The sequence below is a fragment of the Pseudomonas sp. AC239 genome (assembly GCF_979258545.1).
In genome coordinates, this window is sequence record NZ_OZ409864.1 from 1,202,367 (window position 1) to 1,223,004 (window position 20,638).

Here is a 20,638-nt window from a genome sequence, read left to right on the forward strand (position 1 = left end):
CTTCGGCACATTCAACCTCGATGTTGAATGTACCGGCCTCTTCGCGGGCAAGCCCGCTCCCACAGTGTTTTGTGGAAGCATAAAACATGTGTACATCTGCAATTTCTAACGGACCACCGATGAACCTCCGCCTCGCCCTGCCCTTCCTCCTGCTGCCAACCGCCAGCGCCCTCGCCGACACCTTCGAACGCGATCAGGCGCTGAAGCTGCCGGACACGCTGATCAGCGCCAATCGTCAGGTCGAAGCGCGCAACGACAGCAGCGCCGCCAACACCGTGTTCACCCGCGAAGACATTGATCGCCTGCAACCCAGCGACGTGCCCGATCTGCTGCGGCGCGTGCCCGGCGTGCAAGTGGCGCAGACCGGCGGGCGCGGCAGTCTGCCGGGGATCTACATTCGCGGCACACAATCGGCGCAGAGCCTGGTGCTGGTCGATGGCCAGCGCATCGGCAACTCGACTTCCGGCGACAGCAACCTGCAACATCTGAACATCGAGCAGATCGAGCGCATCGAAGTGCTGCGCGGTTCGCGCTCGGTGATTTACGGCAGCGACGCGATTGGCGGGGTGATCCAGATCTTCACCCGGCGCGGCACCGAGCAAGGCTTGCAGCCACGCCTGCATCTGGGCTTTGGCAGTCAGCAGACATGGGAACGCAGCCTCGGCTTGTCCGGCGGCGACGAGAAAACCCGCTTCAACCTCGGCGCCAGCCTCGACGAAACGGCCGGAATCGACCGTACCCACGAGTCGTATCCAAGCGACAGCGACCATGACGCCTACCGCAACAAATCCCTGAGCCTGAGCCTCAGCCACGCGCTGACCGATGACGTCGAAGTCGGCGCCAATCTGCTGGATAACCGTGGCAGGAGCGAATTCGACAATCCGTTCGGCCGCTTCGACATGGCCACGTTCGAGTCGGTGCAACAGCAGCCATACAGTGATTTCAATGTCAGCAGCATCAGCAGTTATGTCGATGCGCGGGTCAACGAAACCTGGAAAACCCGCATTGAATTCGGCCACAGCGAAAACCGCGAAAAGACCTTCGACAAGCTCAGCGACGAGCGAACGGTGTTCAACACTTATCGCGACTCGGTGAACTGGCAGAACGACCTGACGCTGGACGCGCGCAACAGCCTGATCCTGGGCGGCGACTGGTACGAAGACCGGGTCAACAGCAGCACTGCGTTTGACGAGGACAGCCGCTGGAATCGCGCCGCGTTCATCCAGCATCGCTACCAGGCCGACAGCTTCTCTACCGAGATCGGCCTGCGCCACGACGACAACCAGCAGTTCGGCAGCCAGAACACCTGGAGCGGCACTTTCACCCTGCCGCTGAACCCGGACAACGACGTGCTGCTGAGCTACAGCGAAGGTTTCCGCGCGCCGACCTTCAACGACCTGTACTACCCGGATTTCAGCAATCGCGACCTGAAACCGGAAACTTCGAAAAGCTACGAACTGCAATGGCGCAGCCAGTTGAGCGACAGCGCGCGGCTGGAAGCCTCGATTTACCGCACCGACCTGGAAGACGCGATCATCTTCGGCAGCAACTCCCGCCCGCAGAACGTTGCGTCAGCGCGCATCAACGGTTTTGAAGCAGCGTTGAAGCAGGAGCTGTTTGGCTGGCAGAGCAATCTTGGCGTAGCAATCATCGATCCCCGTGATCGCGATACCGGGCATACCTTGGCGCGACGGGCGCGGCGCACGGCCACTTGGGATGTGGATCGGCAATTCGATCGATTGGGACTCGGCGCCAGTTGGCAGTTAGTCAGCGGCAGTTACGATGACTTGAACAACACCCAGTCGCTGGGCGGCTACGGCACGCTCGGGCTGCGCAGCAGTTGGGCGCTGAACCGTGAGATCAAGCTGGATCTGAAGGTGGATAACCTGCTGGACAAGGGTTACAGCCGGGCGAACTACAGCTATGACGGCGCGCAGTATGGCTATCGCGAGGAAGGTCGGGCGTGGATGTTTGGGGTGACGTGGACCCCTGAACTCTGAACTGAGATTTGTGTTGGTTGGCAGGCCTCTTCGCGAGCAGGCTCGCTCCCACAATAGACTGAGTGCGGACACAGCTTTTGTTTTCACCGCAAATCCAGTGTGGGAGCGAGCCTGCTCGAGAATACAGGCGATGCGGTCTACCGATCCGGCGCGATCAATTGGCATAGTTTGGCGGTGGCGCTGATCATCTGCCCGCTCGGTCGCTCAAGGCCTTTGTCAGTGGCCAGCAACAACCGCCCCTGCTTGACTGCTGCCACCTGCGGCCAGGCCTTCCACGCCCCTAGCTGGGCCTGATCACCGGCGACAATCACTTCGGGATCACGCTGCAATACTGCCTCGATACTCACCTGCGGCGCTGGCAGATTCAGGTCGGCAAACACATTGCGCGCACCGCACACCTCAAGCGCATCGCTGATGATCTGCCCGCCACCAACGGTATACAGCGGCTTGTCCCAGACCTGATAGAACACCCGCAGCGGCACATCACGACGATAACGCTGACGCAGGTCATCCAGTTGTTCACGCAATTGCGCTGCTCGTTCCGCCCCACGTTCAGGACGCCCGAGCTGTTCGGCAATGGCTTCGATCTGCGCGGCGAGTTGCGTCAAGGTGTGCGGCTCGGCGACGAAGGTGGGAATGTTCAGGTGCTTGAGCTGATCACGCTGCCCCGCGCCAACACTGCCGGGCCAGAGCAACAACAAATCCGGTTTCAGGCTAAGCAAGCGCTCCATATCGAGCTGGCCATAGCGGCCCACTGATGGAACATCGGCAATCGCCGCCGGCCGCTCGCCGGCATCCAGCACGCCGACCAGCAGGTCGGCGGAATCCAGCTCAACGACGATTTCAGACAGCGACGGGGCTAGGCTGACCACCCGCAATGCGGCCAGCACCGGGCCGCTCAGGGCAAGCAGCAGAAGCGCCAGCCACAGGCGAGGCATCAACCGAGTTGACGCGGAATACGGTAGAGGTAGAACAGCACGGCGGTGGACAGCGCCAGCAGCATCAACGGCACGGCTTCGAGGCCGACAAATACCGCCAGTGCGCCAATCCATGCCGGCAAAGACGCCACCAGCAACGCCGCACGCCGACGCGCCGCAAGGGCGATCCAGGCAGCGGGTTCATCGGCGGTATCGAGGGCTTTTTGCGTGGCAATCAGTGCATGTTTGTAACGTGAGAAATACTTCAGGCTGACAAACATCGAGGCGACGCCGGCGATGAACAAGGGCATCGCCAGCACTGGCAGCAGGCCTTGGCCTTCGCCAAACAACGCGTTGAGCACGAACAGCGGCAACAGGGCCAGCGCCAGGTATTGCCACCAGGCCACCGCCAACCGCCGCCGTACCTGGCCGCGGGTCACGCGCGGTCGACCTCGCCCTGATGTTCGTTGCCCATCATGTGGTCGAGCTTGCTGGCCTTGGTCGCCAGGTAGAGTTTGTTGTGCGGATTGTGCCCGGTGTGCAGCGGCACGCGCTCGGCGACGACGATGCCCATGTCGGTCAGCGCTTTGACCTTGCGCGGGTTGTTGGTCATCAAGCGCAGGGATTTCACGCCCAGATGCTCAAGCATCGGCAGGCACATGGCGTAGTCGCGCTGATCGGCGGCGAAGCCCAGGCGTTCGTTGGCTTCCACGGTGTCGGCGCCGCCGTCTTGCAATTCGTAGGCGCGGATCTTGTTCAGCAGACCGATGCCGCGCCCTTCCTGACGCAGATACAGCAGCACGCCACGGCCTTCGCGGGCAATCGCCTGCAACGCGGCTTCCAGTTGCGAGCCGCAGTCGCAGCGCTGGCTGAACAAGGCATCACCGGTCAGGCATTCGGAATGCAGGCGACCGAGTACCGGGGCGCCGTCGGCAATTTCACCGAGGCTGAGCACGACGTGCTCACGCCCGGTGCTCTCATCGAGAAAGCCGTGCATGGTGAATTGCGCAAAAGGCGTTGGCAGCTTGGAAGCGGCGACGAAGACGACAGGCACCGATGTGCTCCTGATCTAGAAGACTGAAAATTCGCAGGCCGGCATTGTAACAGCAGGTTCCTGTAGACGCTTAGGCTGAATTATCGGGCATAACCATCAAAAAGTTTGATGACAGACTGCCCTGCATCGGTCCCTTGTAGGAGTGAGCCTGCTCGCGATAGCGGTTGATCAGGCGACATCATTGTTAAATGTCAGTCCGCTATCGCGAGCAGGCTCACTCCTACAGGGGATTTGTGTTGGGCTTCAGTTAGCGTCAAACGGATACGGCTGCTGCCACTTCTCGAAGATCGGTTTCAACTCTCCGCTCTGCACCAGTTCGGCCATGCGCCGGTCATACAGCGCCATCAACGCCCGAGCCTGTGGGGTATCGGCGAAACCGAGAAACAGCGGCAATTCGGCCAGATGCGTATAACGGTACTGCGCAGGATCCGCTGCGTCGCGCATGACGGCCTGAATTTCGGTCAGCGCGTCGATGTAATAGTCCGCGCGCCCCTGTTTGAGCATCAACAAAATACCGGTGCGCCGTTCGATCTGGTTGAAACGTTTGATATTCGGCAGGTAGTTGTCGTAGCGGTAGCCGCGCACCCAGGCCAGACGATATTTGCCCAAAGTCGCCTGGGTCGGCGGCAGGCTGCTGGCCAGGCCGAGCGCGTAGACGTGATCGGAATCGAAATTCCACTTCGGGTACAGCACCTGCTCGGCCTCGTCGCGGTAGGAGCCGACCAATGCGTCGACTTCCTTCAACTGCACCAGGCCGATAGAACGGGTGTACGGCACCGTGCGGATATCCAGCTTCACACCGGCCGGTTCGTACACTTTGCGTAACACGTCCCAAGCCAGACCATGGCCGTCGGCAGCGGTGTAGTCCTCCCAGTCTTCGCTGGCCAGATGGATGACCGCAGGCACAGGCGCGGCGGCCTGCGCCTGGGCGAACGTGCCCAGCAGAGCCAGAAGCAGCAGGGCCAACCCGCGTCGCAGCATTGCGTGTTTCCTCACGTGAGTCGAATCAGGCGAATACCCAGACCAGCCCTTGCATCGCCAGCCAGGCGAACACACCGGCCAGCACGTCGTCGAGCATGATGCCGACGCCGCCATGCACGTGCTTGTCGATCCAGCGGATCGGCCACGGCTTGAGAATATCGAAGAAGCGGAATACCAGAAAACCCGCGAGCAACCAGTACCAGCCTTCCGGCACCAGCCACAGGGTGATCCACATGCCGACCATTTCGTCCCAGACAATGCCTTCGTGGTCGTGCACACGCAAATCGTCAGCGACTTTGCCGCACAGCCAGAAGCCGAACAGCATGGTGATGCCGAGCATCAGCCAGTAGCCCCAGTCGGGCAGCATCTGCCACAACGGAATGAACGGCAGCGCCACCAGCGAGCCCCACGTGCCCGGCGCCTTGGGCAGGGTGCCGGAGCCGAAGCCGAACGCGAGGAAATGCCAAGGATTGCGCCAGACCGACGGAGGCACGAATTCGGCAGGGACCTGTTTCGGGTGATCTGTCACGGTGTCTCCTGAAAATGTTGGTAGCCGCGAATCTGCGGAGTGATGTCGCGCCCGTCGCGGTCCAGCAGTACCACGCCCTGGCCAGACGCCACGCGCCCGATCACATGGATCGGCCAGCCGTCGGCCAGCAGTGCCGGCAACCCGGCGGACGGCAAGGTGAAGGCCAGTACGTAATCATCACCACCGCTCAATGCCGCACGCTCGGCACCGCGCTGACCGAGAAACGCGACTAAAGCATCCGACAACGGTACACGCTCGCGTTCAATCTCAAGTCGCACCTTCGACGCCAGCGCGATATGACCGCAGTCGGCGAGCAGGCCGTCAGAGATGTCCAGCGCCGCTGTGGCTTTGCCCCGCAAGGCCTGACCGAGGGCCAGTTGCGGCTGTGGCGACCAGTAATGATCGAGCAGCGGCTGGGCGATATGCGCTTCGGCATCACGTTGGGCCAGTACCAGCGGCAAGGCGCCGGCGGCATTGCCCAGTTCGCCGCCGACGCAAAGCAGATCACCGGGCTGCGCGCCGCTGCGGGTCAAGGCCTGGCCAGCGGGTACGCGGCCGAACACGGTGACCGTCAGGCTCAACGGCCCGCGCGTGGTGTCGCCACCGACCAGCGCGACGCCGCAGCTTTGCGCCATGCGGTTCAAACCACGGGCATAGGCTTGCAGCCAATCGGCAGTTACCGTCGGCAAGGTCAAGGCAAGGGTAAAGGCAACGGGCGCGGCGCCCATGGCGGCCAAGTCACTGACCGCGACGGCCAGCGAGCGCTGACCGAGCAGAAACGGATCGCAGGGGTCGGCGAAATGCACACCGGCCACCAGCGTATCGGTAGAAACCGCCAGCTGTTCCCCAACGGGAACCGCCAGCAAGGCGCAGTCGTCGCCGATCCCCAGAGCAACGCCTTCGCCGCCCTGCGCACAAGGCGCGGCGGCGAAGAAATTGCGGATCAGCTCAAACTCGCCCATGGCCGAGAAAAAGTATTCAAGCGCCGATCAGCGCTTGAACGCCTTCACTTCAGCTTCACGCAGGCGCGGGGCCAGCTTGTCGAGCACGCCGTTGACGAACTTGTGGCCGTCGGTCGAACCGAACACTTTGGCCAGCTCGATACCTTCGTTGATCACAACGCGGTAAGGCACGTCGACGCGCTTGAGCAGCTCCCAGGTTGACAGGCGCAGAACCGCCAGTTCAACCGGGTCCAGCTCTTCGATCGTCAGGTCCAGGCAAGGCGTCAGGGCAGTGTCGATTTCGGTCTTGAACTGCGGAACCCCGTGAAGGATTTCACGGAAGTAGGCACCGTCGACATCGGTGAAATCGTTATCAACGCGAAACTGCGCTTCGATCTCGTTCAGCGATTGCTTGGCCATGTGCCACTGGTACAGCGCCTGAGTCGCGAGCTGACGGGCTTCGCGACGCTTGACGCTCTTCGACGGCTTGCCGGCATCCGCAGGTTTCGGATCGCGCGGGTTGAAACGATCGCTTTCGTCGCTAATCACTTGGCCTCCAACTGCGCCAGCAGGCTGACCATTTCCAGAGCGGACAGGGCAGCTTCGGCACCTTTGTTACCGGCCTTGGTGCCGGAACGTTCGATGGCTTGCTCGATAGAGTCGACGGTCAGCACGCCGAACGCGACCGGTACGCCGAATTCCATGGAGACCTGGGCCAGGCCTTTGGTGCACTCGCCAGCCACGTATTCGAAGTGCGGAGTACCGCCACGAATGACCGCGCCAAGGGCGATGATGGCTGCGAACTCGCCTTTCTGGGCGACTTTCTGCGCAACCAGCGGGATTTCGAAGGCGCCGGGTGCGCGGATGATGGTGATGTCGCTTTCGCTCACGCCGTGGCGAACCAGGGCATCAACGGCACCGCTGACCAGGCTTTCAACCACGAAGCTGTTGAAACGGCCCACTACCAGAGCGTAGCGGCCTTTAGGGGCGATGAAGGTACCTTCGATGGTCTTCAGGGTCATTCGTCAGTTCTCTTAAAGAGCCGGGACGCGTCTGCTACGCGTCCCTCAGTGATTATTTGCCGCGAATTGGAGTCCGGAAACAGCCGGTCATTATTCGGAGGGCACGTATTCTACAACTTCCAGATCGAAACCGGATATCGCATTGAACTTCATCGGTGCCGACATCAAGCGCATTTTGCGCACGCCCAGGTCACGCAGGATCTGCGAGCCGGCCCCGACAATGCTGTAGGTGGTCGGTTTTTTCGGCGCTGCCTGCTCACCGGTTTCACGGATATGCGCCAGCAGCACGTCACCATCAAGCGGGTGACCGAGCAGCAGCACCACACCGCTGCCAGCCTCGGCGACCGCAGCCATGGCGGCGCGCAGGCTCCAGCGGCCCGGTTGCTTGACCATCAGCAGGTCGCGCAGCGGGTCCATGTTATGTACCCGGACCAGAGTCGGCTCTTCGGCGCAGACAGTGCCCAGCGTCAGGGCCATGTGCACGTCGCCTTCCACCGAATCACGATAGGTCACCAGGTTGAATTGGCCCAGTTCGCTATCCAGCGGCTGCTCGGCAATCCGCTGAACGGTACGTTCGTGGATCATCCGGTAGTGAATCAGGTCGGCGATGGTGCCGATCTTGATGTTGTGTTCAGCGGCAAAAGCTTCGAGTTCAGCGCGACGGGACATGGTGCCGTCGTCGTTCATCACTTCGCAGATCACCCCGCTCGGCTCGAAACCGGCCATGCGCGCCAGATCGCAAGCGGCTTCGGTGTGGCCGGCGCGAGCGAGCGTACCGCCGGCCTGGGCCATCAGCGGGAAAATGTGGCCCGGGCTAACGATGTCTTCAGCCTTGGCGTCCCTGGCAGCCGCCGCTTGTACAGTGCGCGCGCGATCGGCGGCGGAGATGCCGGTGGTCACGCCTTCGGCGGCTTCGATCGAAACGGTGAACTTGGTGCCGAAACCGGAACCGTTGCGCGGCGCCATCAGCGGCAGCTTCAACAGCTCGCAGCGCTCGCGGCTCATCGGCATGCAGATCAGGCCACGGGCGTGCTTGGCCATGAAGTTGATGTGTTCGGCCTGGCAGCATTCGGCGGCCATGATCAGGTCGCCTTCGTTCTCGCGGTCTTCGTCATCCATGAGGATGACCATCTTGCCTTGGCGGATGTCTTCAACCAGTTCTTCGATGCTATTGAGCGCCACAAGGCACCCCCTTCTTTTGAATTATTTGAGGTAGCCGTTTTGGGCCAGAAAGCTTTCGGTGATCGTGCTGCCGGCAGTCTTCTCGGCGGCCTTGTCACCCAGCAGCAGACGTTCCAGATAACGCGCCAGCAGATCGACTTCCAGATTCACCCGGCGGCCCGGCTTGTACGCAGCCATGATGGTTTCGCTGAGGGTATGCGGAATGATCGTCAGCATGAATTCGGCGCCATCGACTTCGTTCACGGTCAGGCTGGTGCCGTCGACGGTGATCGAGCCCTTGTGGGCGATGTACTTGGCCAGCTCTTTCGGCGCACGGATGCGAAATTCCACGGCGCGGGCATTGTCGCTGCGCGATACCACTTCGCCGACACCATCGACATGACCGCTGACCAGATGCCCGCCGAGGCGAGTGGTCGGGGTCAGGGCTTTTTCCAGATTGACCGGGCTGCCGCTTTTCAGGTCATTCATGGCGGTGCAATCAAGGGTTTCGCGGCTGACGTCGGCGGCAAAGCCGTCGCCCGGCAATTCGACGGCGGTCAGGCAAACGCCGTTGACCGCGATGCTGTCGCCGAGTTTGACGTCGCTCAGGTCGAGCTTGCCGGTTGCGACGTGAACCCGCACATCACCACCCTTGGGGGTCAGTGCGCGGATACTGCCGATGGATTCGATGATGCCGGTGAACATGCGGTTCTCCTTGAGAACGAGGCCAGCGCTAACGCGATGGCCGGGAATTATACGCGGGCTGCAGGGACAGGGATCGCAGTGACTCGCCAGTCATCGCCCACCGCGCGGATTTCAGTGATTTTCAGTTCCGGCGCATCTTTCATCTGCGCCAGCGGCCAGTCGAGCAGCGGACGCGCCGTGGAGCCGAGAAACTTGCCGGCAATGAAGATCACGAATTCGTCGACCAGCCCCAGTTGCGCAAAGGCTCCGGCCAGACGCGGGCCTGCCTCGATCAGCACCTCGTTGGTGCCACGATGAGCCAGTTCGATGAGTAATTGATGCAGATCGACCTGGCCGTCGTCACCCGGCACGATCAGGCATTCCGGGCCATTGGCGTATTGCTCTTCGACCGCGACACAGGTGGCGACCAGCGCCGGCCCGGCCTTGAAAAACGGTGCATCCAGCGGCACCCGCAGGCGGCCATCGATCAACACGCGCAAGGGCGGGCGACTCATGGCCAGCGCGGTTTGCTCGGCGTTCAAGCCCAACTCGTCAGGACGTACGGTCAAGCGTGCACCATCGGCCAGCACCGTGTCGGCGCCAGTCAGTACCACCGCCGCCTCAGCGCGCAAACGCTGTACCGCAGAACGCGCCGCCGGGCCGGTAATCCACTGGCTCTCGCCGCTTTCCATCGCTGTGCGACCGTCGAGGCTCATGGCCAATTTGACCCGCACGAATGGCAAGCCATGCTCCATGCGCTTCAGAAAACCTTGATTGAGCTTGCGTGCCTCAGCCTCCAGCACACCACTTTCAGTGGCGATACCGGCATCAGCCAGGCGCTGCAAACCGCGCCCGGCGACTTGCGGATTGGGATCACGCATCGCCGCCACGACCCGGGCAACGCCAGCGGTCACCAAGGCGTCGGCGCACGGCGGCGTGCGCCCGTGATGGCTGCAAGGCTCGAGGGTCACGTACGCCGTGGCGCCCCGGGCCTGCTCGCCGGCGGCGCGCAGGGCGTAGACTTCGGCATGGGGTTCGCCGGCGCGCTCATGCCAGCCTTCGCCGACAATCTGGCCGTCACGCACCACCACGCAACCGACTCGCGGATTGGGATGGGTGGTGTAGTGGCCCTTGCGCGCCAGTTCCAGCGCACGAGCCATGAAGTGGGCGTCGAGGATCGCCTGCTCGGCGGCAGTGGTCATTCTTTCACCGGTTCGCGGGCGAGGCGGTCGATCTCTTCGCGGAATTCATTGAGGTCCTGGAAGCGTTTGTACACCGAAGCGAAGCGGATGTAGGCGACTTCATCAAGCTTTTGCAGCTCGGCCATCACCAGTTCGCCGACCACGAGGGACTTGACCTCGCGTTCGCCGGTGGCGCGCAGCTTGTGCTTGATGTGAACCAGAGAGGATTCGAGGCGCTCGACGCTGACCGGACGTTTCTCCAGCGCGCGTTGCATGCCGGCGCGGAGTTTTTCTTCGTCAAACGGTTGGCGGCTGCCGTCGGTTTTGATCAGGCGCGGCAACACCAGTTCGGCCGTCTCGAACGTCGTGAAACGTTCGCCGCAGGCCAGGCATTCACGCCGGCGGCGCACCTGTTCGCCCTCGGCGACCAGACGCGAGTCGATGACCTTGGTGTCGTTGGCACCGCAGAAGGGACAGTGCATGGTGGCTGGCAACAAAAAATGGGAGGGCCATGGTAGCGCATCCCCGTGGCAAGACAAGCCATAGGCTTTGCGGTATACAGAACGGCATGATCGTCTGATCCATGGAATTCATTCTGCCGGAGCCTCCAATGCCGTTACGTCCGCTCGTTCTGCTCAGTCTTTTCAGCCTGCTGGTGGCCTGTGGCAGCGACGCACCCAAGCCGCAACCGCCAACCCCGGGCCCCGCCCCGCAGCAGGCGCAGAAAAAAGCCAAAGAGGCCGCCGAACTCGGCCCGCTGCCCGCGCATCAGCGCGAACTGAGCGGCACCCTGCAAGGCGTGCCGGCCGGCGCCGAAGTCGAACTGGCGCTGCTGGTGATCGACGAAAAGGATCGCCCGCAACAATTGCTCGCCAGTTCCAGCCTGATCGGCAACAACCAGGTCCTGCCGTTTCACCTGCGCTTCAACCCCGAGGCATTTCCGGCCGGCGCACGGGTTGAGTTGCGCGGTCGCGCCAGCCAGTCCGGGCAACTGATCCTGCATCTACCGTCGCAGACCATCACTCAACCGACCACTCAGGCGTTGGGCCAGCTGCAATTCGTCAAAGCGCCATGACAGCACCGCCCGACCTGCAACAGGCCTTGGGGGAATTGCTCGGCGACGCCAGACTGAAAGCCTGTGCGTTGCCCGGCACTGATTTGCAGCTGTGGTTGATCGACGGCGACAACATGGCCCGCGAATTCAGCCAGGAAGAAACCCAGCGCATCCTGCATGAACCGCCCTATTGGAGTTTTTGCTGGGCCAGCGGCTTGGCCGTGGCGCGTTATCTGGCGCAGTTTCCCGACTGGGTGCGCGGCAAGCGCGTGCTGGATTTCGGTGCTGGTTCCGGGATCGCCGGCATCGCGGCGGTCAAGGCCGGAGCGGTGGAAGTGGTGGCCTGCGATCTCGATCCGCTGGCGATCGCCGCGTGCAAGGCGAACGCCGAGCTCAACGATGTGCAGATGAGCTATTCGACGGATTTCTTTGCCGAGGCCGATCGCTTCGATCTGATTCTGGTTGCCGACGTGTTGTACGACCGGGCGAACTTGCCGCTGCTCGACGCGTTTCTCAGTCGCGGACGCGAGGCGCTGGTGGCGGATTCACGGGTGCGGGATTTTCGTCATCCGTTGTATGAGCGAATTGAAATGCTCGAAGCGATGACCTTGCCGGATCTGGCCGAGCCTGAGGAATTCAGACATGTCAGCCTCTACCATGCACGGCGCTAGCTAAAAGCTTCGCGGGCAAGCCCGCTCCCACACTGGATCTGTGTCGTTCATAAATCCCCTGTGGGAGCGAGCCTGCTCGCGAAGGCGTCCGCCCATGCAACACAGCTCTCGAACCCGCCCCGCTTCCGGCCACCCCCCACCAAGCCGTATAGTTGCCCCATTCCAAGCTTCTTCGACGAGATCCCCCATGAGTCAGCAAACGCCGTACATCTTCGACGCCACGACTGCCGATTTCGACCAGTCGGTGATCGAAGCCTCCTTCAACAAACCGGTGCTGGTGGATTTCTGGGCCGAATGGTGTGCGCCGTGCAAGGCGTTGATGCCGATGTTGCAAGGCATTGCCGAGAGCTATCAGGGCGAGTTGCTGCTGGCCAAGGTCAACTGCGACATCGAGCAGGACATCGTCGCCCGCTTCGGCATTCGCAGCCTGCCGACCGTGGTGCTGTTCAAGGACGGTCAGCCGGTCGACGGCTTTGCTGGCGCACAACCGGAATCCGCCGTGCGCGCGCTGCTGGAACCGCATGTGCAAATGCCGCCGCCGGCCGCCGCCGACCCGTTCGAACAGGCTCAGGCGATGTTCGACGACGGTCACTTCGCCGAGGCGGAAGCGGTACTGGTGACCCTGCTCAGTGAAGACAATACCAACGCCAAGGCGCTGATCCTCTATGCACGCTGCCTGACCGAACGCGGTGAGCTGGGCGAAGCGCAAACCGTGCTCGACGCGGTCAAGAGCGATGAGCACAAAGCCGCACTCGCTGGGGCCAAGGCGCAGATCCAGTTCCTCGGCCTCGCCCGCGACCTGCCGGACGCTGCCGACCTGAAGAGCCGCCTGGCGCAAAATCCGCAGGACGATGAAGCGGTGTACCAACTGGCGATCCAGCAACTGGCACGCCAGCAATACGAAGCGGCGCTGGACGCCTTGCTCAAACTGTTCATCCGCAACCGCAGCTACGGTGAAGGCCTGCCGCACAAGACCTTGCTGCAGGTGTTCGAACTGCTGGGCAATGATCATCCGCTGGTGACGGCTTACCGTCGCAAAGTGTTTGCGGCGCTGTATTAAGGCCTTACCCGATCCAGCTATAGAGCGGCGTATCCCCGCCGCTCGCCACTTTCACATCGGCACTGTGGCGCAAACGCACGAGCAAACGCTTGCCCGCCGCCGCACTGCCGGTGAGCGCCTCCAACTGATCGAGCAGATCCGGCCCGCTAAGTTGCCCGGCGTTGCGCAACAAGTCTTTGGCCGCCTGCCACAGCGCATCATCCTGATTCACCGGCTTCGCCGCCGGAGCCGGCGCAACCGCCTCAGACTGCGCGACCGGCGCCTGCCCGCTCAACGCCGAACCGAGCCTCGCCCAATCGCTGTCATCCAGCTCCACCGTCAAATCCACCGGCACCTCGCCGACCGTTCCGCGTATCCGCAACATCAAGTTCGCTCCTGCATTTTTCTGACCTGCATGCTCCCATGGGACTTGTGCAACGCCAAGTAAAGTCGTCCAGTGTGGCGGTTATCGGGCATTCATCTACAGTGTTCTTTTTCTCACAGCACCATGTAATGAAACGCCCTTATTCGCTCTTCCTCATAATTCCGTTTTTGCTCATCGTGGCATGGCGCATCTGGTTGCCTGCCGATCTTTCGGCTTGTCCCGCTGACGGGGAAACTGGAGGTCCACTGACCCTTGTTATTCGTGATTACTTTGAGCGCAATAGCCGGACCGACTGGCGAGACATGGATGATCGTTTCGACATACTTTCAACCCCCGAAGGCCAGAGCATAGCGAGTCAACCGAATTCACACACTTGCGAAGCATTGCGGGTACTGCAGAGTCCTGCGTTCAGTCAGAGTGAAAAAATCTTTACCATCGCACTGATGTTCAGACTGCCAATCGACCAGTACATGGCCCTGATGGATCGCAGTCATCAACTCTACACGCAGGGCAAAATGGATAAGGAGGTGCTGACTCTGGTGGTATTTCCGCGCGGAACAGCCATCAACTACTGGTGGCTTCCGGCTTGGCGACAGCGTTTCAGTCGCGATGCCCCGAGCGTGCTCGACGCAAATCTGATCAACGATGTTCTTTCGGGACACTATTGGTTCGACTATCCCGGCGCAGGCTTCTGATTCTGCAAGCATGACATCCAATCCCAGCACCGCCCGCGAACTCATCCCGGGCGGTGCTTAGCCATGTCTTGCGCAATCTCAAACGCACGGGCACACTCTGCGCACCTTCGTTATAAGATTACATAACAAACTTTTCATTTTTCGGAGTTCGTCATGCGTCGTTTGCTGCTTGCTTTGCCGTTTGCCCTGTTGCCGCTGGCCGCTGCCCATGCGGTGGATGAGCACGATCACGATCATGAGCATGGCAGCCTCGGCGCGCATGAGCATGGTGTGGGTCGGCTGAACGCCGCGCTCGACGGGCAAACCCTGGAGCTGGAGCTGGAAAGCCCGGCGATGAATCTGGTAGGTTTTGAACACGCGGCCACGTCGGACGCCGACAAGGCCAAAGTCGCTGCCGCTCGCGCGCAGCTGGAAAAACCATTGGCCCTGTTCAGTCTGCCCGCTGCGGCCGGTTGCAAAGTGGTCAGCCAGGAACTGGAAAGCCCGCTGTTCGGCGACAAGCCGGACGCCGATGATCACGACGAAGATGAGGCAGACAAGGACGGTCACGAGCATCACCACGACCACAGCGAGATCCATGCGCATTACCAATTCAGCTGCGCCACACCGGGGGCGCTGAACACGCTGGATCTTGCGAACGTCTTCAAGACCTTCCCGGCGACGCAGAAGATTCAGGTACAACTGATCAGCGCCAGCGGCCAGCAAGGTACGGAAGTCACGGCCAAGTCGGCTGCGCTGAAATTCTAGAATCCACCGAAATCCCCTGTGGGAGCGAGCCTGCTCGCGAAGGCGGCGTGTCAGCTGACATGTGGGTGTCTGACCCAGCGCTTTCGCGAGCAGGCTCGCTCCCACAGGGTTATGTGTTCACTTCATGAAAATCGGTGCCATGACCCAAGCACTCATCGAACTTTCCGACCTTGGCTTCAACTGGCCCGGTCACCCGCCGCTGCTGGACATCCCGGCGTTTCGTCTGGAAGCCGGCGAAACCCTGTTTCTCAAAGGCCCCAGCGGCAGCGGCAAGACCACCCTGCTCGGCCTGCTCGGCGGAGTGCAGAAGCCCGGTCGCGGCAGCATTCGCCTCCTCGGCCAAGAGCTGACCGAACTCTCCGCTGGCGCCCGCGACACCTTCCGTGTCGATCACACCGGCTACATTTTCCAGCAATTCAATCTGCTGCCGTTTCTCTCGGTGCGCGAGAACGTTGAGTTGCCGTGTCACTTCTCGAAACTGCGCGCGCAACGAGCGAAACAGCGCCACGGCAGCGTCGATCAAGCCGCCGCCACGTTGCTCGCGCACTTGGGCCTGAAGGATGAAAGCCTGCTCAGTCGCCGCGCCGATTCCTTGTCCATCGGCCAGCAACAACGGGTCGCCGCCGCCCGTGCGTTGATCGGCCAACCGGAACTGGTGATCGCCGACGAACCGACCTCGGCACTGGATTACGACGCCCGCGAGAACTTCATTCGCCTGCTGTTTGCCGAGTGCCGCGACGCCGGATCGAGTCTGTTGTTCGTCAGCCACGACCAGAGCCTGGCGCCGCTGTTCGACCGTCATCTGTCCCTGGCCGAACTCAATCGCGCCGCCACGTCCGCCGAGGTCTGAGATGTATCTGTTTCGTCTGGCCATGGCCAGCCTGGCCAACCGCCGTTTCACCGCATTGCTCACCGCCTTCGCCATTGCCCTGTCGGTGTGCCTGCTGCTCGCCGTCGAGCGCGTGCGCACCGAAGCCAAGGCGAGTTTCGCCAGCACCATCAGCGGCACTGACCTGATCGTCGGTGCCCGCTCCGGTTCGGTAAACCTGCTGCTGTATTCGGTGTTCCGCATCGGCAACGCTACCAACAACATTCGCTGGGACAGCTTCGAACACTTCGCCAACAATCCGAAAGTGAAGTGGGCAATCCCGATGTCCCTCGGCGACTCCCATCGCGGCTATCGCGTAATGGGCACCACCGAAGCCTACTTCGAGCACTATCAATACGGGCGCCAGCAGCACTTGGCATTGGCCGACGGTCGCGCGTTCGCGACCGATCCTTTTGAAGTGGTGCTCGGCGCCGAAGTCGCCGAAGCGCTGCACTACAAGCTCGGCGACAAACTGGTACTGGCCCACGGCGTGGCGGCGATCAGCCTGGTCAAGCACGACGACAAACCCTTCACCGTGGTCGGCATCCTCCAGCGCACCGGTACCCCGGTGGACCGCACGTTGCACATCAGCCTCGGCGGTATGGAGGCGATTCACATCGATTGGCACAACGGTGTGCCGGCGCGCGGCAATGGGCGGATCAGCGCCGATCAGGCGCGCAACATGGACCTCACGCCGCAAGCGATCACTGCGTTCATGCTCGGTCTCAACAGCAAGATTTCCACCTTTGCCCTGCAACGCGTGATCAACGAATACCGTGGCGAGCCGATGCTGGCGATCCTGCCGGGCGTGGCGTTGCAGGAATTGTGGAGCCTGATGAGCACCGCTGAAAAAGCGCTGTTCGTGGTTTCGCTGTTCGTCGTGCTGACCGGGTTGATCGGCATGCTCACAGCGATTCTCACCAGCCTCAACGAGCGCCGCCGCGAGATGGCAATTCTGCGTTCGGTAGGCGCACGGCCGTGGCACATCGCAAGCCTGCTGGTGCTGGAAGCGTTCGCCCTGGCGCTGACCGGGGTGATTGCCGGGCTGGCGTTGCTGTACGTCGGCATCGCCGCTGCGCAAGGGTACGTGCAGGCCAATTACGGTTTGTACCTGCCACTTGCATGGCCGAGCGAGTATGAATGGACGCTGCTCGGTGGCATTCTGGCGGCCGCGCTGCTGATGGGCAGCGTGCCGGCCTGGCGCGCGTATCGCCAATCATTGGCCGATGGCCTGTCGATCCGTTTATGAGGATGTTCACCATGCCCCGCGCCCTGCTTGCGCTGCTGATGCTGGTCGCCCTGCCCGTGTGGGCGGCGGCGCCGAAAGACCTGACCTGGTCGGAAATGATCCCGCCGGACGCCGCGCCGGAAGTACCCAACATGACCCCGCTGCACGATCTGTCGAAGATGGGCGACGCGCTTTCCGCCGAGTCCGCGCCAGCGGCGAAGCAGGACATGCCCAATGCCCCGGTAGTGAAGAGCCTTGACGGGCAGAACATTCGCCTGCCCGGCTACATCGTGCCGCTGGAAGTCAGCGAGGAGGGGCGCACCACCGACTTCTTGCTGGTGCCGTATTTCGGCGCCTGCATCCACGTACCGCCACCGCCGTCGAACCAGATCGTCCATGTCAAAAGCGAACTCGGTGTGAAGCTCGATGAGCTGTATCAGCCGTATTGGGTTGAAGGACCGTTGCAGGTGAAAGCCTCGAGCAGTGAACTGGCCGATGCCGGGTATCAGATGGAGGCGGAGAAGATTTATGCGTATGAACTGCCGGAGTAAGTCCCGGTAGTTTTGTATTGGCTGGTCTATCGTCTTCGCGAGCAGGCTCGCTCCCACAGGTGATCACATTCCAAGGTGGGAGCGAGCCTGCTCGCGAATAGGCCCTCAAAGGTTCCACAAAACCCCGCCCCTTCACTGTTTCATTGAGCTGAGTCAAAACACCGTATCAGACGGCTTCGTACCCTAGGACATCGAATTTTTATGTCCTTTCGGAGCCCCCATGAACAAGTCCTTGCTCAGCGCCCCGCTGTTTGCCCTCGCGCTCGCAGCCCCGCTCGCCCACGCCCACGAAGCCGGTGACATTCTTGTGCGCGCTGGCGCGATCACTGTCAACCCGAAGGCCGACAGCTCCAGCGTCAAGGTCGATCAGGGCCCGCTGAGCGGCACCAATCTGGGCGGCAAGGCGACCATGAGCAGCGACACCCAACTGGGTCTGAACTTCGCTTACATGCTCACCAACAACATCGGCATCGAACTGCTGGCAGCCACGCCGTTCGAGCATGATGTCAAGCTCAAGGGCACCGCGCTGCCCGCCGCCAACGGCAAGCTCGGCACCCTGAAGCACCTGCCGCCGACCCTCAGCGTCGTCTACTACCCGCTGGATTCGAAATCGGCTTTCCAGCCCTATGTCGGCGGCGGCATCAACTACACCTGGATCTACGACGAACACGTCGGCAGCGAAGCCAGCGCCAATGGCTTCAGCAACTTCAAGGCGAAAAACTCCTGGGGTCTGGCCTGGCAGGTCGGCGCCGACTACATGATCACCGACAACATCATGCTCAACGCCCAGGTGCGCTACATCGATATCGACACCCGCGCGACCGTCGAGAACAACGCCGTCGCACCGGGCACCCGTGCACGGGTGAATGTGGATGTCGATCCGTTCATCTACATGGTCGGCCTGGGCTATAAGTTCTAAGCTGACTTTGACCGAACGTTCACGTGGTGGTGAATGAGGCCTGGTGACGGGCAGGCTCAGACCTGACGACGACCGTACGCAGTTGATCGGGGGATAACATTCCCTCGCCACAGGGATATCGATATTCCGGCCGTGAAAAAGGCGCCTTATGAAGGGCGCCTTTTTCATTTCCGAAAGCTTGTTTCATCCGCGCCCGAGCAAGCGCGCCAAGCCCACACTCATCGGCGTCTGCGGCGGCATTTCGAAGCGCTGCAGCAAGCGTCGGTTATCGGCTCGCGAATGGCGGATATCACCTGAACGCGCCGGCCCGTAGCTCACGGGCGGCAGTTCACCGACCACTGATTTCAATGCTTCGAGCATCTGCTTCAGGCTCATCGCCTGATTCCAACCGACGTTGACCGCACCTTCCTGCACTTCAGGTTTTTCAAGCGCCTGCACCAGCAAATCGACCAGATCACCGACATAAAGAAAATCCCGAGTCTGCTCGCCATCGCCAAACACGGTGATCGGCAAACCTTTCGACGCGCGTTCGCTGAAAATGCTGATCACCCCGGAATACGGCGAGGACGGATCTTGGCGTGGGCCGAAGATGTTGAAGAAGCGAAAGATCGCCGGTTCCAGGCCATGCTGGCGACGGTAGAAATCGAAATATTGTTCACCGGCCAGTTTGTCCGAGGCATACGGAGTCAATGGCGCCTTCGGCGTGTCTTCGTCGATCGACTCGCCCTCGCCATTGTTGCCGTACACCGCCGCGCTGGAGGCGTACACCACACGCTTGACCCCGGTCAGGCGCATGGCTTCGCAGACATTCAGGGTGCCGATGAAATTGCTCTGATGAGTTTTCACCGGATCGTCCACCGAGGCCTGCACCGAGGCCACCGCCGCCAGATGCGCAACAGCGCTGCAACCTTGCATGGCGCGGGCGACCAATGCGGCATCAGCGACATCGCCGACCACCAGTTCGACCTTGGGATTGTCCAGCGGCAGATTGCTGCGTTTGCCGGTCGATAGGTCGTCGAGCACACGCACCGCATAGCCCTTGGCGAGCAAGGCATCGCTCAGGTGCGAGCCGATGAATCCGGCGCCGCCGGTGATTAAAACCGTTCCTTCAGCCATGTCGGTAGAACCTGTCCAATAAGCTTGGGAGGGCGGCACGCCACGCGCGCGGCTTGATCCCGAAAGTGTGGAGAATTTTCTTGCAGGCCAGCACCGCGTGCTGCGGTTCTTCGGCGGCGTCCGGGCGCGCGGCGTGGGCCTGCGCGGTCGGTGCTTCGATCGCCAGCGGATGCAGGCTGCGTGCTTCGGTGAGAATCGCCTGGCCCAGCGCCAGCGGTGTGGTCGCTTCATGGCCGGCGTAATGGTAAGTGCCCCACAGCGGCGCGGCGCAGTCGAGTTGCTTGAGCACGGAGATGATCACCCGTGCGGCGTCATCGACCGGAGTCGGATTACCGCGACGATCATCGGCCAGCAACAACTCTTCGGGTTTTTCCGCACGGGCGAGGAAGCGTCCGAGAGTGCCGTCCGCGCTGTCATCGAGCAGCCAGCCGAAACGCAGCAGCACATGCTGCGGGCAGGTCGCGCGCACACTTTGCTCGATGCGCCACAAGGCCTGACCGCGCAGGCCCAGCGGCACCGGTTCGTCTTTTTCGCTGTAAGCGGTAGCACGTGAGCCGTCGAACACGCGATAGCTCGACGGCTGCACGAGGACAATATTGTGGTGCTGGCACAGCTCGGCCAGACGCTCGATGGCGCGTTCCTGGCCGGTCATGCGGCTTTCGCTGACGCTTTCGGCCTGGAACCAGTCGAAATAGTAGGCGAGGTTGATCAACGCATCGGGACGGGTGTCGTCGAGCAGTTGGGTGAGGCTCGCGGCATCCCAGCCGTTTTCGGGCGGGCGGGGGGCGAGGAAACCGATGTCTTCTTCCGCACCGAGGCGAATCAGCGCCTGCCCAAGGGCATTTCCGCCGCCCAGTAACATAAGGCGCATTCGCATAGAGTCAGCAGGCCCAGT

25 protein-coding genes are annotated in these 20,638 nt (G+C 61.7%); 10 read left to right on the plus strand and 15 right to left on the minus strand.

The genetic code is table 11. From position 1 onward, the window contains the following. Window positions 1-119: 119 nt before the first annotated feature. Window positions 120-2,000, plus strand: coding sequence for a TonB-dependent receptor domain-containing protein (locus tag ACZ0AZ_RS05525; protein WP_463537058.1), 1,881 nt, complete (start codon window positions 120-122; stop codon window positions 1,998-2,000). Window positions 2,001-2,137: 137 nt separating this feature from the next. On the opposite strand, the gene ACZ0AZ_RS05530 is transcribed toward ACZ0AZ_RS05525, so the two are convergent. From ACZ0AZ_RS05530 to nrdR, 12 genes are all read right to left on the minus strand, one after another. Then, complete coding sequence (locus tag ACZ0AZ_RS05530) at window positions 2,138-2,938, minus strand: cobalamin-binding protein (protein WP_129999726.1); 801 nt, start codon at window positions 2,936-2,938, stop codon at window positions 2,138-2,140. Beyond that, entirely contained in the window at window positions 2,938-3,357 is a 420-nt protein-coding gene (locus ACZ0AZ_RS05535) for an MFS transporter (RefSeq protein WP_434766858.1), read from the minus strand. The genes ACZ0AZ_RS05530 and ACZ0AZ_RS05535 overlap by 1 nt, the downstream gene beginning before the upstream one ends. Continuing rightward, window positions 3,354-3,971: a GTP cyclohydrolase II gene (gene ribA, locus ACZ0AZ_RS05540; RefSeq protein WP_024014485.1), complete on the minus strand. Its 618-nt coding sequence runs from the start codon at window positions 3,969-3,971 to the stop codon at window positions 3,354-3,356. The genes ACZ0AZ_RS05535 and ribA overlap by 4 nt, the downstream gene beginning before the upstream one ends. A 243-nt stretch (window positions 3,972-4,214) precedes the next feature. Continuing rightward, complete coding sequence (locus ACZ0AZ_RS05545; RefSeq protein ID WP_463537059.1) at window positions 4,215-4,952, minus strand: substrate-binding periplasmic protein; 738 nt, start codon at window positions 4,950-4,952, stop codon at window positions 4,215-4,217. A gap of 25 nt (window positions 4,953-4,977) precedes the next feature. Next, the gene (locus ACZ0AZ_RS05550) at window positions 4,978-5,481 is read right to left on the minus strand and encodes a phosphatidylglycerophosphatase A family protein (RefSeq protein ID WP_039761886.1); all 504 of its coding nucleotides are present in this window, start codon (window positions 5,479-5,481) and stop codon (window positions 4,978-4,980) included. Then, the gene (gene thiL / locus ACZ0AZ_RS05555) at window positions 5,478-6,443 is read right to left on the minus strand and encodes a thiamine-phosphate kinase (RefSeq protein ID WP_039761887.1); all 966 of its coding nucleotides are present in this window, start codon (window positions 6,441-6,443) and stop codon (window positions 5,478-5,480) included. Before thiL ends, ACZ0AZ_RS05550 begins: the two co-directional genes overlap by 4 nt. A gap of 27 nt (window positions 6,444-6,470) precedes the next feature. After that, the gene (gene nusB / locus ACZ0AZ_RS05560) at window positions 6,471-6,971 is read right to left on the minus strand and encodes a transcription antitermination factor NusB (protein WP_008053839.1); all 501 of its coding nucleotides are present in this window, start codon (window positions 6,969-6,971) and stop codon (window positions 6,471-6,473) included. Continuing rightward, window positions 6,968-7,444 carry a 6,7-dimethyl-8-ribityllumazine synthase gene (gene ribH, locus ACZ0AZ_RS05565; protein ID WP_003228649.1) on the minus strand — a complete coding sequence of 159 codons (477 nt, stop codon included), beginning with the start codon at window positions 7,442-7,444 and terminating at the stop codon, window positions 6,968-6,970. Before ribH ends, nusB begins: the two co-directional genes overlap by 4 nt. 90 nt (window positions 7,445-7,534) lie before the next feature. Continuing rightward, entirely contained in the window at window positions 7,535-8,626 is a 1,092-nt protein-coding gene (gene ribBA, locus ACZ0AZ_RS05570) for a bifunctional 3,4-dihydroxy-2-butanone-4-phosphate synthase/GTP cyclohydrolase II (protein ID WP_083367795.1), read from the minus strand. 21 nt (window positions 8,627-8,647) lie between these two features. Beyond that, on the minus strand, window positions 8,648-9,310 hold the full coding sequence (locus ACZ0AZ_RS05575; RefSeq protein WP_039761896.1) for a riboflavin synthase: 663 nt from the start codon (window positions 9,308-9,310) through the stop codon (window positions 8,648-8,650). A 47-nt stretch (window positions 9,311-9,357) separates the two neighbouring features. Beyond that, window positions 9,358-10,491, minus strand: coding sequence for a bifunctional diaminohydroxyphosphoribosylaminopyrimidine deaminase/5-amino-6-(5-phosphoribosylamino)uracil reductase RibD (gene ribD, locus ACZ0AZ_RS05580; protein WP_463537060.1), 1,134 nt, complete (start codon window positions 10,489-10,491; stop codon window positions 9,358-9,360). Next, a complete protein-coding gene (gene nrdR, locus ACZ0AZ_RS05585; RefSeq protein WP_007910946.1) occupies window positions 10,488-10,952 on the minus strand; it encodes a transcriptional regulator NrdR in 465 nt (154 codons plus the stop codon). Before nrdR ends, ribD begins: the two co-directional genes overlap by 4 nt. Window positions 10,953-11,080: 128 nt before the next feature. Between nrdR and ACZ0AZ_RS05590 the strand changes: the two genes are divergently transcribed. From ACZ0AZ_RS05590 to trxA, 3 genes are all read left to right on the plus strand, one after another. Continuing rightward, a complete protein-coding gene (locus ACZ0AZ_RS05590; protein WP_463537061.1) occupies window positions 11,081-11,545 on the plus strand; it encodes a YbaY family lipoprotein in 465 nt (154 codons plus the stop codon). Beyond that, entirely contained in the window at window positions 11,542-12,195 is a 654-nt protein-coding gene (locus tag ACZ0AZ_RS05595) for a class I SAM-dependent methyltransferase (RefSeq protein WP_463537062.1), read from the plus strand. The genes ACZ0AZ_RS05590 and ACZ0AZ_RS05595 overlap by 4 nt, the downstream gene beginning before the upstream one ends. A gap of 187 nt (window positions 12,196-12,382) precedes the next feature. Further along, the gene (trxA, locus tag ACZ0AZ_RS05600) at window positions 12,383-13,255 is read left to right on the plus strand and encodes a thioredoxin (RefSeq protein WP_463537063.1); all 873 of its coding nucleotides are present in this window, start codon (window positions 12,383-12,385) and stop codon (window positions 13,253-13,255) included. Between the two features lie 4 nt (window positions 13,256-13,259). Here the strand turns inward: trxA and ACZ0AZ_RS05605 are convergent, their stop codons facing one another. Then, window positions 13,260-13,619 (minus strand): hypothetical protein, encoded by a 360-nt coding sequence (locus tag ACZ0AZ_RS05605; protein ID WP_039761903.1) that lies wholly within the window; start codon window positions 13,617-13,619, stop codon window positions 13,260-13,262. 128 nt (window positions 13,620-13,747) lie between these two features. On the opposite strand from ACZ0AZ_RS05605, the gene ACZ0AZ_RS05610 reads away from it, so the two are divergent. From ACZ0AZ_RS05610 to ACZ0AZ_RS05635, 6 genes are all read left to right on the plus strand, one after another. Then, window positions 13,748-14,314 (plus strand): hypothetical protein, encoded by a 567-nt coding sequence (locus tag ACZ0AZ_RS05610; protein WP_129999718.1) that lies wholly within the window; start codon window positions 13,748-13,750, stop codon window positions 14,312-14,314. A 153-nt stretch (window positions 14,315-14,467) separates the two neighbouring features. Beyond that, window positions 14,468-15,061: a DUF2796 domain-containing protein gene (locus ACZ0AZ_RS05615; protein WP_129999717.1), complete on the plus strand. Its 594-nt coding sequence runs from the start codon at window positions 14,468-14,470 to the stop codon at window positions 15,059-15,061. A gap of 139 nt (window positions 15,062-15,200) precedes the next feature. Continuing rightward, window positions 15,201-15,911 (plus strand): ABC transporter ATP-binding protein, encoded by a 711-nt coding sequence (locus tag ACZ0AZ_RS05620; protein ID WP_129999716.1) that lies wholly within the window; start codon window positions 15,201-15,203, stop codon window positions 15,909-15,911. Window position 15,912: 1 nt separating this feature from the next. Next, window positions 15,913-17,178 (plus strand): ABC transporter permease, encoded by a 1,266-nt coding sequence (locus ACZ0AZ_RS05625; protein WP_463537064.1) that lies wholly within the window; start codon window positions 15,913-15,915, stop codon window positions 17,176-17,178. Window positions 17,179-17,189: 11 nt separating this feature from the next. Next, window positions 17,190-17,708 carry a DUF3299 domain-containing protein gene (locus ACZ0AZ_RS05630; RefSeq protein WP_024014502.1) on the plus strand — a complete coding sequence of 173 codons (519 nt, stop codon included), beginning with the start codon at window positions 17,190-17,192 and terminating at the stop codon, window positions 17,706-17,708. Window positions 17,709-17,928: 220 nt separating this feature from the next. Next, on the plus strand, window positions 17,929-18,627 hold the full coding sequence (locus tag ACZ0AZ_RS05635) for an OmpW/AlkL family protein (protein WP_024014503.1): 699 nt from the start codon (window positions 17,929-17,931) through the stop codon (window positions 18,625-18,627). 183 nt (window positions 18,628-18,810) lie between these two features. Here the strand turns inward: ACZ0AZ_RS05635 and ACZ0AZ_RS05640 are convergent, their stop codons facing one another. Both ACZ0AZ_RS05640 and ACZ0AZ_RS05645 read right to left on the minus strand, forming a co-directional pair. Beyond that, entirely contained in the window at window positions 18,811-19,743 is a 933-nt protein-coding gene (locus ACZ0AZ_RS05640) for an NAD-dependent epimerase/dehydratase family protein (protein ID WP_310409120.1), read from the minus strand. Continuing rightward, window positions 19,736-20,620: a sugar nucleotide-binding protein gene (locus ACZ0AZ_RS05645; RefSeq protein ID WP_101160744.1), complete on the minus strand. Its 885-nt coding sequence runs from the start codon at window positions 20,618-20,620 to the stop codon at window positions 19,736-19,738. Before ACZ0AZ_RS05645 ends, ACZ0AZ_RS05640 begins: the two co-directional genes overlap by 8 nt. Window positions 20,621-20,638: the final 18 nt, after the last annotated feature.

Bases quoted from the DNA above. Each gene is read 5' to 3' on its own strand.
- ACZ0AZ_RS05525 (WP_463537058.1), top strand. From the start codon at position 120: ATGAACCTCCGCCTCGCCCTGCCCTTCCTCCTGCTGCCAACCGCCAGC.
- ACZ0AZ_RS05530 (WP_129999726.1), bottom strand. From the start codon at position 2,938: ATGCCTCGCCTGTGGCTGGCGCTTCTGCTGCTTGCCCTGAGCGGCCCG.
- ACZ0AZ_RS05545 (WP_463537059.1), bottom strand. From the start codon at position 4,952: ATGCTGCGACGCGGGTTGGCCCTGCTGCTTCTGGCTCTGCTGGGCACG.
- thiL (WP_039761887.1), bottom strand. From the start codon at position 6,443: ATGGGCGAGTTTGAGCTGATCCGCAATTTCTTCGCCGCCGCGCCTTGT.
- ribH (WP_003228649.1), bottom strand. From the start codon at position 7,444: ATGACCCTGAAGACCATCGAAGGTACCTTCATCGCCCCTAAAGGCCGC.
- ACZ0AZ_RS05575 (WP_039761896.1), bottom strand. From the start codon at position 9,310: ATGTTCACCGGCATCATCGAATCCATCGGCAGTATCCGCGCACTGACC.
- ribD (WP_463537060.1), bottom strand. From the start codon at position 10,491: ATGACCACTGCCGCCGAGCAGGCGATCCTCGACGCCCACTTCATGGCT.
- nrdR (WP_007910946.1), bottom strand. From the start codon at position 10,952: ATGCACTGTCCCTTCTGCGGTGCCAACGACACCAAGGTCATCGACTCG.
- ACZ0AZ_RS05590 (WP_463537061.1), top strand. From the start codon at position 11,081: ATGCCGTTACGTCCGCTCGTTCTGCTCAGTCTTTTCAGCCTGCTGGTG.
- ACZ0AZ_RS05595 (WP_463537062.1), top strand. From the start codon at position 11,542: ATGACAGCACCGCCCGACCTGCAACAGGCCTTGGGGGAATTGCTCGGC.
- trxA (WP_463537063.1), top strand. From the start codon at position 12,383: ATGAGTCAGCAAACGCCGTACATCTTCGACGCCACGACTGCCGATTTC.
- ACZ0AZ_RS05605 (WP_039761903.1), bottom strand. From the start codon at position 13,619: ATGTTGCGGATACGCGGAACGGTCGGCGAGGTGCCGGTGGATTTGACG.
- ACZ0AZ_RS05610 (WP_129999718.1), top strand. From the start codon at position 13,748: ATGAAACGCCCTTATTCGCTCTTCCTCATAATTCCGTTTTTGCTCATC.
- ACZ0AZ_RS05615 (WP_129999717.1), top strand. From the start codon at position 14,468: ATGCGTCGTTTGCTGCTTGCTTTGCCGTTTGCCCTGTTGCCGCTGGCC.
- ACZ0AZ_RS05620 (WP_129999716.1), top strand. From the start codon at position 15,201: ATGACCCAAGCACTCATCGAACTTTCCGACCTTGGCTTCAACTGGCCC.
- ACZ0AZ_RS05625 (WP_463537064.1), top strand. From the start codon at position 15,913: ATGTATCTGTTTCGTCTGGCCATGGCCAGCCTGGCCAACCGCCGTTTC.
- ACZ0AZ_RS05630 (WP_024014502.1), top strand. From the start codon at position 17,190: ATGCCCCGCGCCCTGCTTGCGCTGCTGATGCTGGTCGCCCTGCCCGTG.
- ACZ0AZ_RS05635 (WP_024014503.1), top strand. From the start codon at position 17,929: ATGAACAAGTCCTTGCTCAGCGCCCCGCTGTTTGCCCTCGCGCTCGCA.
- ACZ0AZ_RS05640 (WP_310409120.1), bottom strand. From the start codon at position 19,743: ATGGCTGAAGGAACGGTTTTAATCACCGGCGGCGCCGGATTCATCGGC.
- ACZ0AZ_RS05645 (WP_101160744.1), bottom strand. From the start codon at position 20,620: ATGCGAATGCGCCTTATGTTACTGGGCGGCGGAAATGCCCTTGGGCAG.